Source organism: Paenibacillus protaetiae, from assembly GCF_004135365.1.
Classification (GTDB): Bacteria; Bacillota; Bacilli; order Paenibacillales; family Paenibacillaceae; genus Paenibacillus_AP; species Paenibacillus_AP protaetiae.
On record NZ_CP035492.1, the window covers coordinates 2356426 to 2371250 of the forward strand.

15 protein-coding genes and 1 pseudogene are annotated in these 14825 nt (G+C 50.6%); 7 read left to right on the plus strand and 9 right to left on the minus strand.

Annotated features, from left to right (window positions below; genetic code table 11):
• The first annotated feature begins 22 nt into the window (after window positions 1–22).
• Both hxlA and hxlB read left to right on the plus strand, forming a co-directional pair.
• Window positions 23–658: a 3-hexulose-6-phosphate synthase gene (gene hxlA / locus ET464_RS10965; RefSeq protein ID WP_129440818.1), complete on the plus strand. Its 636-nt coding sequence runs from the start codon at window positions 23–25 to the stop codon at window positions 656–658.
• A gap of 4 nt (window positions 659–662) precedes the next feature.
• Window positions 663–1217 (plus strand): 6-phospho-3-hexuloisomerase, encoded by a 555-nt coding sequence (gene hxlB, locus ET464_RS10970; protein ID WP_129440820.1) that lies wholly within the window; start codon window positions 663–665, stop codon window positions 1215–1217.
• A gap of 171 nt (window positions 1218–1388) precedes the next feature.
• Here hxlB and ET464_RS10975 read toward each other — a convergent pair whose 3' ends face one another.
• The 4 genes and pseudogenes from ET464_RS10975 to ET464_RS10990 all read right to left on the minus strand — a co-directional run bounded on the left by ET464_RS10975 (window position 1389) and on the right by ET464_RS10990 (window position 5044).
• Window positions 1389–2198 (minus strand): IclR family transcriptional regulator, encoded by an 810-nt coding sequence (locus ET464_RS10975; RefSeq protein ID WP_244226503.1) that lies wholly within the window; start codon window positions 2196–2198, stop codon window positions 1389–1391.
• A gap of 84 nt (window positions 2199–2282) precedes the next feature.
• Window positions 2283–2575, minus strand: a pseudogene (locus tag ET464_RS10980) (winged helix-turn-helix transcriptional regulator).
• A 124-nt stretch (window positions 2576–2699) separates the two neighbouring features.
• Complete coding sequence (locus tag ET464_RS10985) at window positions 2700–3071, minus strand: hypothetical protein (protein WP_129440822.1); 372 nt, start codon at window positions 3069–3071, stop codon at window positions 2700–2702.
• Window positions 3072–3103: 32 nt separating this feature from the next.
• A complete protein-coding gene (locus tag ET464_RS10990) occupies window positions 3104–5044 on the minus strand; it encodes a primary-amine oxidase (protein ID WP_129440824.1) in 1941 nt (646 codons plus the stop codon).
• Between the two features lie 428 nt (window positions 5045–5472).
• Between ET464_RS10990 and ET464_RS10995 the strand changes: the two genes are divergently transcribed.
• Window positions 5473–6732: an ammonium transporter gene (locus tag ET464_RS10995; protein ID WP_244226765.1), complete on the plus strand. Its 1260-nt coding sequence runs from the start codon at window positions 5473–5475 to the stop codon at window positions 6730–6732.
• Window positions 6733–6737: 5 nt separating this feature from the next.
• Window positions 6738–7082, plus strand: a complete 345-nt coding sequence (locus ET464_RS11000; RefSeq protein ID WP_129440829.1) for a P-II family nitrogen regulator — start codon at window positions 6738–6740, stop codon at window positions 7080–7082.
• A gap of 134 nt (window positions 7083–7216) precedes the next feature.
• Here ET464_RS11000 and ET464_RS11005 read toward each other — a convergent pair whose 3' ends face one another.
• The 5 genes from ET464_RS11005 to ET464_RS11025 form a co-directional block, all read right to left on the minus strand.
• The gene (locus ET464_RS11005; protein WP_129440831.1) at window positions 7217–7567 is read right to left on the minus strand and encodes a type II toxin-antitoxin system PemK/MazF family toxin; all 351 of its coding nucleotides are present in this window, start codon (window positions 7565–7567) and stop codon (window positions 7217–7219) included.
• 3 nt (window positions 7568–7570) lie between these two features.
• Complete coding sequence (locus ET464_RS11010; protein ID WP_129440833.1) at window positions 7571–7852, minus strand: CopG family ribbon-helix-helix protein; 282 nt, start codon at window positions 7850–7852, stop codon at window positions 7571–7573.
• Window positions 7853–8087: 235 nt separating this feature from the next.
• Window positions 8088–9275 carry an alanine racemase gene (gene alr, locus ET464_RS11015; protein WP_129444296.1) on the minus strand — a complete coding sequence of 396 codons (1188 nt, stop codon included), beginning with the start codon at window positions 9273–9275 and terminating at the stop codon, window positions 8088–8090.
• 147 nt (window positions 9276–9422) lie between these two features.
• Entirely contained in the window at window positions 9423–10532 is a 1110-nt protein-coding gene (locus ET464_RS11020; protein WP_341869690.1) for an outer membrane lipoprotein-sorting protein, read from the minus strand.
• Between the two features lie 305 nt (window positions 10533–10837).
• Window positions 10838–11254: a hypothetical protein gene (locus ET464_RS11025; protein ID WP_129440837.1), complete on the minus strand. Its 417-nt coding sequence runs from the start codon at window positions 11252–11254 to the stop codon at window positions 10838–10840.
• 210 nt (window positions 11255–11464) lie between these two features.
• On the opposite strand from ET464_RS11025, the gene ET464_RS11030 reads away from it, so the two are divergent.
• From ET464_RS11030 to ET464_RS11040, 3 genes are read left to right on the plus strand one after another with little or no spacing between them, the layout of a single operon-like run.
• Entirely contained in the window at window positions 11465–12808 is a 1344-nt protein-coding gene (locus ET464_RS11030; RefSeq protein WP_129440839.1) for a hypothetical protein, read from the plus strand.
• Complete coding sequence (locus tag ET464_RS11035; protein ID WP_129440841.1) at window positions 12805–13821, plus strand: hypothetical protein; 1017 nt, start codon at window positions 12805–12807, stop codon at window positions 13819–13821. The genes ET464_RS11030 and ET464_RS11035 overlap by 4 nt, the downstream gene beginning before the upstream one ends.
• Complete coding sequence (locus ET464_RS11040) at window positions 13818–14777, plus strand: glycosyltransferase family 4 protein (RefSeq protein ID WP_129440843.1); 960 nt, start codon at window positions 13818–13820, stop codon at window positions 14775–14777. The genes ET464_RS11035 and ET464_RS11040 overlap by 4 nt, the downstream gene beginning before the upstream one ends.
• The last annotated feature ends 48 nt before the right edge of the window (window positions 14778–14825 follow it).

Below are 14825 nucleotides of genomic sequence, written 5' to 3' on the forward strand. Positions count from 1 at the left end.
CCCAAACAAAGGAGAGAGTTGAATGAAATTACAGTTAGCGCTTGATCTGGTCGATATTCCGGCAGCAAAGCTGGTGGTCAAAGAAGTAGCGGATTACATTGATATTGTGGAAATCGGTACGCCGGTCGTCATTAACGAAGGTCTTCGCGCAGTGAAAGAATTGAAAGCCGAGTTCCCTTCTCTTGAGGTGCTTGCCGATCTGAAAATTATGGATGCAGGCGGTTATGAAGTGATTAAAGCTTCCGAGGCAGGCGCGGATATAATTACTGTGCTGGCCGTATCCGATAATGACACAATCCGCGGAGCGGTGGAACAAGCACGCAAATTAAATAAAAAAATTATGGTCGATATGATCAATGTGCCGGATATCGCCGCCAGGGCACAGGAAGTCGATTCACTGGGCGTCGATTATATTTGTGTGCATTCCGGTTACGATCACCAAGCCGCGGGCAAAAATTCATTCGAAGATCTTGCGGTTATTAAAAGCGTTGTCCGGAACGCCCAAACGGCTATTGCCGGCGGCATCAAGCTTGGCACGTTGCCCGAGGTGATCAAGGCCGCTCCCGATCTCGTTATCGTAGGCGGAGGGATCACCAGCCAAGATGATAAAAAAGCAGTCGCCGCACAAATGCGCCAGTTAATCGCACAAGGGCAATAAGGCCATGAGCGCCGTTGCCGTATCTGCTATCGTTGACGAGCTTAGCCGGGTTTTGCAAGCTGTCCAGCCGCAGCAAACCAGCCAGCTTACCCGTTTAATTCTGGAGGCGAATGCCGTGTTTGTCGCAGGCGCCGGCCGCTCCGGCTTGATGATGAAAGCTTTTGCAATGCGGCTTATGCATGCCGGCATTCCCGCTTATGTAGTAGGAGAAACGATTACACCCGGAATCGGGTCTAATGATCTGCTGCTCATCGGCTCCGGCTCCGGAGAAACGAAAAATCTGGCCGCAATGGCTGCGAAAGCGCAGAGCACCGGCGCGAGTGTAGCTGCCATCACCATTAAGCGGGACTCAACCATCAGCCGCTCCGCCAGCGTCACCGTTGAAATCCCGGCAGTAGCCAAGCATGCCGAAACCGCCTCATCGGTTTCCATCCAGCCGATGGGCAGTCTATTCGAGCAAAGCCTGCTGCTTGTGCTGGATTCAGTGGTGTTAGCCATCATGGAAAGTAAAAACCTGTACGCTGGAATGATGTACTCCCGGCATGCCAACCTGGAATAATGGACTCCCCCAAAACGTCAAGCGGCAAGCAACGCTTCAACCCGGGGCGCCGCAGGGGAGCAAAAAGCCGGCTGGCGCTTAGAACTAAGCGCCAGCCGGCTTTGTACGGTTCAGGTCATTCGCAAGGTCCGGGCTCAATTTTCAGCGAGGCGATGCAGGCAGATGTCGCGGTTAATCCCGTACGCGGTACAGGCTCCGGTAACCCAACTCTTTGGAAATCTGTTCGGCGTATTTTTTGACGAAATAGCTGTACTTCTCAATTTTTTCCGGTGTAAACCGAATGGATGGGCCGGAACAGTTCAAAGAGCCGATTACAGTATTCTCAAATGAAAAGATCGGAGCTCCAATCCCTGTCGTGCCGTCCGTAGCTTCGCCGTTAGATATGGCATAACCAAGCTTCTGCGTTTGCTCCAGATCAGCTTCGATAACCTCGCGCGACAACGGCTTTAGGGAAGGAATGCTGGACCAGTCGGCCTGCTCCAGAATCGTATCCCTGGCGCTGCGCGGCATATGAGCGAGTATCGCCCGGTTGGAGGCACCGATATACAGCGGAAGCCGAAGTCCAATCGGCTCGGAAATTCTTAAAATTTGCGGCGATTCGATACAATCAATATAGACGCCTTCGGTATTTTCACGGGCGGACAAATAAATGGTTTCCTTCGTCTGGCGAAGCAGTTCCTCCATAAACGGCCGGGCGATGGATCGCAGCATTAAGCTGTCCCACATCAGAAAACCGTATTTCATAATAGATAATCCAAGCTTATATTTTTTCGTTTTATTATTTTGCGAAACAAAGCCATGCTCGGATAACGAATTTAATATCCGGTGAACACTTTGGACGGGCATATCCAGCTCTCTGCTTAGCTCCGTGACGCTGATTTCCTTCTCACTGCCTTGCGGGACTAAATAATCCAGTATAACAATTGCTTTCGAGATGACGGACATGAGCTGCACCCCCGTGCACAATAGTTCAACTCGCATGTTAGATTTCTTTACATTTGTTCTTTTCTCTATTTTGTACACATCGCCGGCAATTGGCAATACTTTATTTGGAAAAAGCCCTGTTTATTTGTGCAGCAGCACATTTCTGCGGTAGTTCCGCCCCCATTCAAACATTTCAGACAGCAGCGGCATTAAGCTTCTTCCATGCTCCGAAAGGGAATATTCCACTTTAGGGGGACAACAGGATAAACAGTCCGTTCCACGATCTGATCCTCCTCCAGCTGCCTTAACTGGCTTGTCAGCGTCTTGTGGGACACTTGCGGAATAATCCGCTTCAGGTCGCTGAACCGTAATGTTCCTTCGTTGCCCAAGCTCCAGAGCAGCATCAGCTTCCACTTCCCGCCGACGACTGCCATCGTCAGTTCCTTATCGCAGTTGATCTCGTTCAAATTGATCCGGTCTTTCACTTCCGTCACGACGGCACCTCTTTCCTGCAAAGTGATAAGAAAAGCTGATGCCAAAAGACATCAGCCCCGAAGGTTACATCTTAAACATCAAATAAACGGTCATCGCAAGCACCAGCACGGAGCTTCCGGAGCATGCAAGCTTATGCAGGCTGTATCCGCCTTTCTGCCGATAAGCGGCAACAAGCTGCCTTACTGCAAAATAAACGCTGATTACATTCACGATAAACAGCAGCATCATTAATGTGCTTTGCAGCAGGGAGCTCCCCGGCTCCGCTCCGCCATGCTGATGATGAGCATGCATTTCCATTCCCGTCATGCTCTCCATTAGGGCCGGCGCTGCCAGCCAGTGAAGGAGATGCAGCGCCACAACTCCTGACAATGACAGCAGCGACAAAACTGAATATTTCGTTTCCATGCCCATATGGCGAACTTTGAATAATGACATGGCGAACAACTCCTTCGCTTCAAGCTGGGCGATTAATGGCAGCTGTCAGCCGGTTTTACGCTGCTGCTGCAGCTGTTCTTTTTCGGCTGCGGAGGCAAATTGATGGCCGGGCTTTGGTTAAAGAAGCTGACCGGCTTCAGCATGAAGCCGATATACGCTGCCGGCATGACCGGCCAATCTTCCGGACGCGGTACATGTGTATGGCCCATCGTATACCAAACGACCACATCGGTATTTTTAATATTCCGGTCCTGTTCGGCCCATGCGGACAAGCCATCGCCGCCCTTATGCTGATTCGGATATTTGCCGGATGCGTACAGTTCATCTTCGTTATACGGCGTGACCCACAGATGATGTTTAATGAATCCGGCGCGTTTCAGGAGGCTCGAATTGTCCGAAGCAAACGGGAAACAGTTTTCGCCGGTAACGATTTTATAGCCAACCGATTGGCCTAGTTCGTTTTTGACATTATCGTTCACAAATTTCCAATACCGCGCCGTCTCCAGCTTAATGTCGCGTCTCGCCTGAAGCTCGCTTTCCAGCAGCGTCGATTTGGCGTAAAACGCGTTTTCCCTCGGATTGTCTTCGCCCGTCTCCTCGGATACAACGTTCACTTCATAGACGGAATTGTCGTTGCCGTCGATTTGCATGTCCATGCGGACGTTAAAGAAATGCTGATGATTAGGCGCATACAAATCCGGCCCTACCAGGTTTCCGTATTTTGGCGTTTCGCCTGGATGAAGCCCTGCCGTCGACAAGATTCCGGTCAACTTTACTTCAAATTGAATATTGCCATCTTGGTACAAATACCAGAAAAACCCATACTCATAGTTGGCTACCGTCGAAATAGAGGAGATAACAAGTCTGCGGGAACGCCTTACCTCCACTTCGTTGGTGCGCCAGTCTGTATGCTTCCATAAAATGCCAAAATCTTCTTCATGCATGCAGATCGCATTTTTAATGACAAACAAGTCGCCTTTGCTGTCGGTCATAACGCCGTCAAAATAACGGATATAACCTACGCAATCACAGCCAAGCTCCAGGCTGTTAGCCAGCTGGCCAATTCCGTATTCGCCGCTGTCAAACGCATTTTTCCGGTTTTGAATCGGACCCGGGTCGCCATACGGCACAACCATCTCGGACAAAGCGGCGCGGTACATAATCGGGCGTTCGCGGCCCTCATCCAAATAGGAAATGGTATGCAGCGTCAATCCTTCGCGGGAATTGAAGCCGATGCGGAACTTCCAGTTCTGCCATTCCACTTCATGTCCATTTACCGTAAAGCTCGGCCCTTCCGGCTGTGTAATCTCCACTGGTTTAATGCCGGTGCGCAGTTCACCGACACGATCCGGCGTATAGTTAAACGATTTGGTTGGAAGCTTGGTATATTCATATTCTTCCACACGCAGCACTTCCATCGAGTTCAAATCAACAATCGGAACGAGAGGCAGCGGACGCGCGTAGCCGTTATCTTTTTCATCGCTGCGCAAAAAGCAGAGCGGACGAGCCAGCCGCCGTTCCTGATCTTCTTCCGTCCCCCAGTTGCCCGGCGACCATAAATCGACCATAACAAGCTCCGGCGTTTCGATGCCGAGACGCTCCAGCGCTTCAATAAACAGCGGGCTTTGGCGGACAGCCGTTTCACATTCCGACTGCTCATCAAGCATAATGGTCGGCTGAACGCCCGGAATATGCTCCCATGAGACAACCTGCTGTTTATTCAAGGAAACAACGGCTTCATAAGTTGCATTCTCTTTGTTGTTCAAAATAATGATGAACGCTTCCCGTTCAAATGGCTGCGTCCCGTCAAACCCGACGACCGTTTCTTTTTTAGGCTCTTTCAATGATACAGATACGAAACGATCCGCTCCGGTTAGTTTCTTTTGCTCTTTCAAAATATGTACAGCTGCGGTTATCTCTTCTTTGGACAGCGGCTCCAGCGGGTGATTGGCAAGCGTAATCAGGTGTGTCATTATCGTTCCCTCACTTTGTTTTAGTGTTAGATTATATGACATATGATAGGGCGTATTTTTGGGGATCAAAATGCAATTTTCCCGAATAACGAGAAAATGAGAAAGTTATTGTACATTTTTCCGTTATTCGGGAATGATCTGAGTCATTTTCACGAGCGAAAATAGGAGAAATCTCGAATAGTGGGATGGAAGCATTTGTTGGATTTCTAATATAAGCCATAATTATGTCAAGAAATCTAACAATTAAACAGGAGAGTGAACGCATGCGAACGAAATTATCAGCTGTAAAACGTTATTTATCGGTTGCATCTCTTCTTGCTTTGGGCTTAACGGTGCTCCCCTTCTCTGCGCTAGCCGACGGCGATACCGCCGTGGCAGCGGTAGATACCGGCGACACGACCTGGCTGCTGGTCTCTACCGTGCTCGTCATGTTTATGTTCATGCCCGGACTTGCTTTGTTCTACGGCGGCATGGTCAGCCAGCGGAACATCTTGTCCACCGTCATGCACAGCTTAAGCGCATTTGTGATCGTTACCTTAGTCTGGGTGCTGTGGGGCTACAGCTTTGCGTTTGGCCCCGGCGTTGGCGGCGTGTTTGGCGGGTTCGACTTCGCAGGGTTCCATCATGTCGGGGTAGAAGCCAAAGACGGCTTAACGATCCCACACCTGCTGTTCGCCGTGTACCAGGGCATGTTTGCTTCGATTACGACGGCGCTCATTTCCGGAGGCGTTGCTGAACGGATTCGCTTCTCAGCCTGGATCCCCTTCACCGTCTTATGGGTGTCTCTCGTCTATGCGCCTATGGCTTATTGGGCGTGGGGCGGCGGCTGGCTGTCCAAACTGGGCGGACTGGACTTTGCCGGCGGTACCGTCGTCCACATTCTTTCCGGCGTGAGTGCACTCGTCGCCGCCCTCGTTGTCGGCAAGCGCCGTACATATCCGCATCAAACGACACCTCCGCATAATCTGATCTTCTTTATGATCGGCGGGATGTGCCTCTGGTTCGGCTGGTTTGGTTTTAATGCCGGCAGCGCATTAGCATCAGGCAGTCTGGCCAGCTTAGCAGTCGTCACAACACAGGTTGCCGCCGCAGCCGGCGGTGTCGTATGGATGGCAATGGAATGGAAACTTCGCGGCAAACCGACGCTGGTTGGCGCTGTAACGGGCGTTATTGCCGGACTCGTTGCTATTACGCCGGCAGCCGGCTTCGTATCCGTTCTGTCGTCTATTCCGATCGGAGCACTGGCAAGCGTAATCTGCTATTGGGGACTTCATGCCGTCAAAGCTAAGCTGCAGTACGACGATTCGCTTGATGTATTTGGCATCCACGGCATCGGCGGTATCTGGGGGGCGATTGCGACGGGCATTTTCTCCAGCACGAAAGTAAATGCGGCCGGCGCCGACGGCCTCCTTCACGGCAACCCGGAGCAGGTCGTTATTCAAATCATCGACGTGCTTGTTGCAGTAGGCTTGGCAGCCGTCGGCACTTTCGTTATTTTGAAGGTAATCGGGTTGTTCGTTCCGCTTCGCGTAAGCGCCGAGCATGAGCTGACCGGCCTTGATCTCAGCCTTCATGGCGAAAATGCGTATAACACTTTTGAAGCGGCAAGCAGCGGGCTGCTCCGTGCTCAGCCGGAAGAGACCCATTCGGCCATTGCCAAAATCAAGCCTGAAATAACGGGGGTATAACAACGATGAAACATTTGACGATTATCGTCCGGCCGGAGAGAGTGAGCAGCGTTACAGCCGCCCTGCAGGCCATTGGCGTGACCGGCATGACCATCAGCGATGTGCGGGGGCAAGGAACGCAAAAAGGAACCCGGACGTTATACCGGGGCGTGGAATATCAAACCGATTTTATAGTAAAAAACAAAATCGAGACGATTATTAGCGACGGATTGTACGATCAGGCTGTCGAAGCCATTATTGAAGCTGCACGGACCGGATCGATCGGGGACGGCAAAATTTTCGTTTCGGAGATATCTGAAGTTATCCGCATCCGGACCGGAGAAACAGGGGAACACGCGCTTGGCAGCTGAGCCGACCGGCTCAAGGCAGGATCAGCATATCGTTCCGTTTATCTGATCTGTATAAAAAAAGAATGCTTTGGCTCCCTTGCCGGGGGCTAAAGCATTCTTTGCGTATGCGCAATCCGAAACAGGAAGCGCCATAATTAAAAATCAATTAATCCAACGCTGATTTGCAAGGCGTCATCCACTTTACGCATCGACTCATCGTCGAGATGCGTAATTTTATCGGTTAAGCGCTGCTTATCAATCGTACGAATTTGTTCTAACAGAACAACAGAATCTCTGTCGAAGCCATGTGTCGCCGCATCCATCTCCACGTGGGTCGGAAGTTTGGCTTTCTGAATTTGTGCGGTGATTGCCGCTACAATAACGGTCGGGCTGAAACGGTTGCCGATGTCGTTCTGGATGACCAATACAGGTCTGACGCCTCCTTGCTCCGATCCAACAACCGGGGACAAATCAGCAAAAAAAACATCGCCGCGTTTAACGATCAAGATCTACACCCCGCTTACAAGACGGCCGAGTGTATGATCGGCCTCTTCCTCCGCTTGAAATGCTTCCGAAGCCATGTTCAAATTAATCTTGGCCATTTCCAGATACCCTCTTTGCATCGATTCACGGATTTGACGTTTTTTGCGTTCAACCAAGTATAATTTCATAGCTTGACGAATAAATTCGCTGCGGTTGGAATTCTCTTTTGCGACAATTCCGTCTACCTCTTCCAGCAATTGATCCGGTAAGCTAATCATAATTCGCTTGGTATTCTGTATATTGGCCACCGAACAAGCACCTCCAAAACTTTTCCAACCTCATGGTATCATTATGACTTAATTAAGCTGCCTCTATACTCCAACATATCTATGTGGAGCGTATATCAATTATGCTGTATCGCCATCCGCTTCCTGAAAGCAGGTCCTGTCGAAAGCGGAAATAGCCTGTACTCATCATTTCGTTGTAAATCGGGGAAATCCTCTATGCCTCGCAAAAAAAGCCGCTGTTAAAAATAGGCAGCAGCTATTGCTGTCGAACAATCGGATTGTCGACAGCAACAATCTGGCCATTCTTGCGGTATACGCGCGGCACGCGCGCGCTGATCATGCAGGTCACCTCGTAATTAATCGTGCCCAGTTGGTCTGCAATATCATCCGCCGTAATAACGGAATCGCCCTGCCGCCCGATCAGCACGACCTCTTCCCCGTTACGCACCGGATCATCTCCGCCGGCTTTATCGAGCGCGACCATACACTGATCCATGCAAATCGCGCCGAGAACCGGCGCCTTTACGCCGCGGATCAGCACCTGCGCTTTACCGGTAAGCATACGGCTGTAGCCGTCCGCATACCCCACAGGAAGGGTGCCGATCCGTTCCGTGCCTTGCGTAAAATAACGGGTGCCATAGCTGATCCCCCAGCCTTCCGGCGCATCCTTGACATGGACAACCTCTGTCTTCAGCGACATGACCGGCTCAAGCTGGATCGTCTCCCGGCCAACCTCAGCTGACGGGTATAAGCCGTACATGGCGATGCCAAGGCGAACCATGCTATATGCAAACTCCGGCGTTTCCATTCCCGCCGCGCTGTTTGCGGCATGAATAAGCGGAATCGGCAGCTGATGCCGTTTCACATAATCCGCTACTTCGCTAAACCGGCGGTATTGCAGCTCGGTATAGCTTTTGTCGGCTTCGTCCGCCCGCGCGTAGTGAGTGAACAAGCCTTCCACTTCAAGACCGGGCACCTGCATAGCCCGCTCGATAAATACGGAAGCTTCCTCGACGCCAAGCAAGCCAAGCCGGCCCATGCCGGAATCGATTTTGATATGCGCCTTCAGCCTTTTGCCTTCGGCGTCCGGCGGAAGCGCCGCTATTGCGTCCAATATATCATTCCGGTACAACGCAATCGTAATGTTATGCTCGCGCGCGAGCAGCAGCCCTTCGGCCGGCACAAAACCAAGGACAAGGATCGGCTTGCGGACGCCGGCATTCCTTAATTGCAGCGCTTCGTCCAAAAAAGCGACCCCAAAATAATCAATGCCAAACGCTTCTGCTTCCTTGGCAATTTCCACGGATCCATGACCATACGCATTTGCTTTCACCGAAGCAAGAATAAACATTCCTTCGGGCAACGCGGCGCGAAATGCGCTCAGATTATGTCTGAGCGCATCCAGCGATATTTCAGCTCTTGTTGGGCGATAATGCCGTTCCACTTGCTTCACCTTCTCCTTATTGCGGAAGCCGGTTCAATCCCGATCTGCAAACATGAATAGATTAATGTTATACGTTGCAGCATGGGCTGTCAATGAAATGGCCGCTTTCAAAAGCTGGAAGCTTATGGGCATTGTCCTGTTTTTTTGTTATTTACCCAATTCGCCTTGAACGGATTGAGCGATTTTGATCATTTCCGTCTCCGGCAAATCTTCGCTTGTCAGACGGAACAAGTTGCCTTCATACGTCCAGGTTAACGTCTGCTGCTCTGTTCCGCTCAGTTCGCCCAGCGTAAATCCAAGGTCAACCGGGATACCCGTGACAGCCGATACAGCTACGTCCGCAGGTTCCGTTTGAATCAGCGTGTAATGATAGGATCCTGTATAGCGGGTCATGACACCCGGATTGTCGCCATACACAATATCGAGCATGCCTTCATTTTGCTCAACGCCTGCCGGTGTATAAGACGGTTCAAACGGCTGCAGCACATTCGCTGCCGCATTGCCGGCATCTGCCGATGTTTCGCCAGCTGCGGATTGACCGTCCGAATCCTTGCCGTCAGACTTGCCATTATCCGCTTTCGTATCTTTGCCGTTGTCTTTCGAAGCATCCCCGTTCGCCGCTGCCGAAGGATCGCCTTGCGCATTGTCGCTGCCGGCCGGCGCCACCGTAGTTGGCTGATCCGATCCGGAATCCGGCGAAGCCGAGGATTTCATATTGGCTTCCGTATCAAATGCGCTTTTGTCAAAATTGACGCCAAAATCAAATTTATCGAAGTTCACTTCAACCATCACCGCGGCATTGGTATCGCTGACTTCTACATGAACAGGATGGAAGTCCGATTTGTTCAGCCAAATTTTTTGACGGGCGAAGGAACCGGTGTTATAGTTGGCCATCACGTCAAACACATAGGCATCCTTTTTCTCATCCACCGTAAACTGGCGGGAGTTGTCAACCAGAATGCTTTGCGCCAGCGTTTGGTACAAGTATACTTGCCCTTGGTTTTGCGGCCAGTCGCTTTGGAAACGGAACACTTTGTTCAGACGCGGTGTCAACACAAATACGCCTTCATCGTTACGAAGCACGATCTGCGAGATGTCTTTCTCGGCATTCGTAATTTTAATGCGGTAGTTCGTCGGTTTCAAATACGAAACCTCCACATTGTAGGTGAGCGGCTGCGTGCCGGTGTGAAGCGTCATCGTACCGCTCGCTTGGTAGCTTTGCATGTTGTTGACAACCTTGTCCAGTTCCTTAACCACGGACTCGGCGTCCTTCGTTCCGCATGCGGACAATAAGAGTGAGAAACATAGCAGAATTACCGCTGTCCATGTAAAGCGACGCATGAATAATCATCCCCTCTTGTACATTGTTTTTCCAACTTGTACATGTGTATGAAGGGACTTGGACATTTATGCGGACTGGCAATGGCTTGGACGATTAAAAAGTTTCAATCCGAATTATACACAAAAAAACGCCCCTGCCAGCCCTCCAGCCCGTAAACGGCTGGACCCGGCTTTTGCAAGGGGCGCTTTTTTTTTATTGAGGGGGTTCTGCCGTACTGAGGTTACGGCGTAATTTCCGAGACGCTTAAGGAGATGTCCGAGAAAGGCCCGACGATCCCGCCAAGCTGGTCGACACGAAGCTGAAGAATGCTGTTCGGCACGGTTACGCTGAAGATGCAGTTGCCCGAAGCATGAGAAGCCCCATTAACTTCCGGGCCGCCTGCAAAGCTTTCCGAAAGAAACAGCCCGTTCAGAAACAACATCATTTTACATTGGGAAACGCCGTTAAATGGCTTCATATTCCATGCCGACACGGAATAATTCACCAAATATCTCCCTGGCGCCAATACAATGTTGGTTGGTGCAAGGTTGGAGAATGTAATATTGGCCCCGACAATGTTGGAGGTTGCAAAAGGTACGGATGCCGTAGGGAACAAATCTCCTGAAGTAATGACCTGAAACTCACCGCTGCTTGCCATCTTAAACTCACTTCGCTTTCTATAAAACTAGTAAAACTTCTCTATCAGCATATTCCAGCAGATTCATATTGTTATCAGCATTCCCCCTTTTTCCCCGAATGCCGCGCCCGGCCAGCATAAATGTGCTTTCACCCTTCCTCGCTTTGCCTACAAGTTTTATAGTCTTTTGCATATGATGATTCGGAATGATGAAGAAAGGAGAGAAGCCATTTGTTAATCGGAACGGCGGTAACGAACAGCCATCTGGCTCGGGCTAAAGTTCTGGCACAGTCGGTGAAGCTGCATCATCCGGAAGCCAAGTTTGTTGTCAGCCTTGTTGAGCGGGCGCTTGATCCGGATATACCTGAATTCCCTTGTTTTGATGAAGTGGTGCTGGCTAAAGATACCTGGAGCGGAAATTTCGATCAGCTCATCTTTAAATACGACACTTGGGAAGCCTGCTGCTTTGCAAAGGCGCCTCTGCTTGATTACGTTATGAACAAATATAAAGACGAGGACCAGGTGCTGTTTTTAGACAGCGACATGGAGGTTCTTGCACCGCTTTATGATCTTGACCATCGTTTTAAGCAAAGCTCCGTAATCCTCACGCCGCAGCATATATACAGAGGCTCGGAATATGACGACTTCAAGTACGGCGTGTTTAATGCCGGTTTTGTTGGCGTCTCCCGAAATGAAGAAGGGTTAAGCTTCATTAAATGGTGGCTGAAAAGACTGGAGAGGCATGCTTATTTCGGCGATAACGATACATTATTCGCAGAGCAGAAATGGCTGAACCTCGTCCCGTCTTTTTTTGACCATACCGAAATCATTAGACATCCGGGCTACAATGTGGCCGGCTGGAATTTCGGCGAAAGAAAGATTACCCGCTCGGACAGCGGGCAATATTTGTCCAACGGCGAACCGTTGTACATTTTGCATCACCATAGCATAAGCGAATTAGAAAAACAGATTGAAGACGAGTCCTTCCGGGGAGAACATCCGGTACTGTCCGAGCTCATCCAAAGTTATGCGGCCAAGCTTGACCGGGTCGGACGGCGCAACACGGGGCTGATCCCATGGAGCTACCGTTTCTTCACAAGCGGAGAGATGATCCTTCGAGAATCGAGGCTTGTCTACCGCAACAATTTATATTTGGAACAAAAATATCCGAATCCGTTTTTATTAAGCAATGCTTTTTTTGCAAATTATCCGCATGAAGAGCATGACGATGACGAAGCGGCGCTCCGTACGGCACCGCGTAAACGGAGACCGGTCCGGAGAGCGAAGCGGAAAGCTAGACGATCGAAAAAGAGGATATCGAAACAGCGCCTTAGGAAAGTGAAGCGGCCCGTCAAAAAAAGCCGCTCCCATGCGCCGCATAAGCCTGTAAACAACTTTTTGACGAAACCAACGCTGTTTATTCCGCAGCAGCAACGGGTCCGGCAAGCGCATCCGCAAATCCTTATCCGGCTGAACCTCAATCTGTCCCTCCGCTTGGCGCTAAACATCCAAATAAACGGCCGCGCCCGGCGGTCCCGAACGGTAAAACTGGCGGCTAAAGGGGGATTCCAATGATTATTTGCTCCACAGCCACATTCGCAACCGTTCCTTATGTATTGGAGATGGCGCGCTCGGCTAAGCAGCACTATCCGCACGCCAAAATCGTGCTTGCGCTTATTGAAGAAGAAATCCCGGATATGCTTACGCATTCTCCCTGGATTGACACCGTCCTTCTTGCCAAACAATTGCCTATCCCTGACTTCAACCGCTTCATCTTTAAAATGACATCAACGATGAGCCTCAATACGATCAAAGCCCAGCTGCTTCAGCATTTGATTCATACGGATGAACAAGCGGACATTCTTGTCTTCGCAGACTGCTATACGCAGTTTTTCGGACCGCTTCCCGAAGTGATGGAGCTGCTGGAGTCCCGCCCGATCGTACTCATTCCCCATCTCGTAGACGTACACGCCACGGATGACTACGAGCGTGAATTAATGCTGCTGAACGACGGCACTTTTTTCGCCGGTTTTATCGCTTTGAAGCGAACCGATGAATCCAAACATTTTCTGGACTGGTGGTCCGACAAGTTAAACCGCGATATCCGCGATCCGTACGCCAGCGATTTTTTTGACCAAAAATGGCTTAACTTTGCCAATGTGTTTTTTAACGCAGCCATATTGAAGCATCCCGGCTATCAGCTTGCTTTCTGGAATTTCCACGAACCGTCGAGGCGAATTACGCACGCGGACGATCAAAGCGTTCAGCTGGCGGCAAACCCGCTGCGGCTGGTCAACTTCGGCAACGAAAACAACCAAATGGATTATTATTTAAAGTTGCTTCCCGGCAAACAGCACGAAGCATTCCTCCGCTTGCGGGACCGGTACGCCGCCAATGTAAAGAAACAAGACCTGCATGGCTATTTAAAGCATGTCGAGTGGAGTTACGACCGCTATACCAATAAAGAAAAAATCGCACTGGATATCCGGCTGAACTTCCGGTCGCTGCCGGATCAGCCTGCTAACCCTTTTGAGTACAGCAATGCGCAGTTTAATCAAATGTTCGGGCGGGAGGAAAACGAGCGGTGAGAATTGTGGTCGTCGCCCCAAATACAACGATATTGCCCCCTCCAAAGGACGGGGGAACCGAACGCGTCGTTTACGAGCTTAGCGAGCAATACGCGAAAAGAGGCCATGACGTTTTTTTATACGGGCGGGGCGGCAGCAGAAGCAGCGGAACGCTATTCAGCTATCCGTTTGACGGATTCGGAGATGCGGAGATCCGCCGGTTTGTCGAGCATACGCTCCCGCCGGATGTCGATATTATTCACGATCATACGTTTGAATCCGCAGTCTCGTCCTTGGAGCTGGATATCCCCGTCATCAGCACCCGCCATATTCCGCGCCAAACAAGCGCCAGCCATCCGGTATATGTGAGCCGCGACGCGCTCATGTCCATTGGCGGCGGAAACGGGATCTACATCCACAACGGCCTTGTTCCGGAGCACTATGATTTCCGTACGCAGAAACAAAATTATTTGCTGTTTATGGGCCGGATTGTACCCGAAAAAGGCGTCAGCGAAGCCATCGATATTGCGGAAAAAACGAACAGCCAGCTTATTATTGCAGGTCCCATTCACAATGCCGGTTACTTTAATACCCGAATTAAACCCCGGCTGCGAAAAAACAAAATCACGTATGTCGGCCCGGTTGGCGCCCAGCAGCGCCAAGATTTGCTGAGCAACGCCCGCTGTCTGCTGTTTCCCATCCAATGGCGCGAGCCGTTCGGGCTCGTAATGATTGAGGCCTTAGCGTGCGGCACTCCTGTTCTGGCCTTAAACCGGGGCGCTGCTGCCGAAGTGTTGAACGGGCTGCCGGATTTCGTCTGCCATTCGCTCAAAGAGATGGAGCGGAAAGTGGCAAATGTCCACTTGCGGCATGCCCCGGCGCAGTTACGCGAATATGTAGTCCACAATTTCAATCAAAATTCAACTGCGGACCAATACATTCAATATTTTAACGAGGTTATTGCGCAAAAAGCATAAGCCTTGCCCGGCAAATTTTCGGCAGCAGTTGTATTTTATTGGAGGTTA

What these genes read in the sequence shown, in the direction of transcription:
- hxlB (WP_129440820.1), top strand. Translation starts at nt 663, where the DNA reads ATGAGCGCCGTTGCCGTATCTGCTATCGTTGACGAGCTTAGCCGGGTT.
- hxlA (WP_129440818.1), top strand. Translation starts at nt 23, where the DNA reads ATGAAATTACAGTTAGCGCTTGATCTGGTCGATATTCCGGCAGCAAAG.
- ET464_RS11025 (WP_129440837.1), bottom strand. Translation starts at nt 11,254, where the DNA reads ATGGCAAGCAGCGGTGAGTTTCAGGTCATTACTTCAGGAGATTTGTTC.
- ET464_RS11000 (WP_129440829.1), top strand. Translation starts at nt 6,738, where the DNA reads ATGAAACATTTGACGATTATCGTCCGGCCGGAGAGAGTGAGCAGCGTT.
- ET464_RS10985 (WP_129440822.1), bottom strand. Translation starts at nt 3,071, where the DNA reads ATGTCATTATTCAAAGTTCGCCATATGGGCATGGAAACGAAATATTCA.
- ET464_RS10975 (WP_244226503.1), bottom strand. Translation starts at nt 2,198, where the DNA reads ATGCGAGTTGAACTATTGTGCACGGGGGTGCAGCTCATGTCCGTCATC.
- ET464_RS10995 (WP_244226765.1), top strand. Translation starts at nt 5,473, where the DNA reads ATGTTTATGTTCATGCCCGGACTTGCTTTGTTCTACGGCGGCATGGTC.
- ET464_RS10990 (WP_129440824.1), bottom strand. Translation starts at nt 5,044, where the DNA reads ATGACACACCTGATTACGCTTGCCAATCACCCGCTGGAGCCGCTGTCC.
- ET464_RS11035 (WP_129440841.1), top strand. Translation starts at nt 12,805, where the DNA reads ATGATTATTTGCTCCACAGCCACATTCGCAACCGTTCCTTATGTATTG.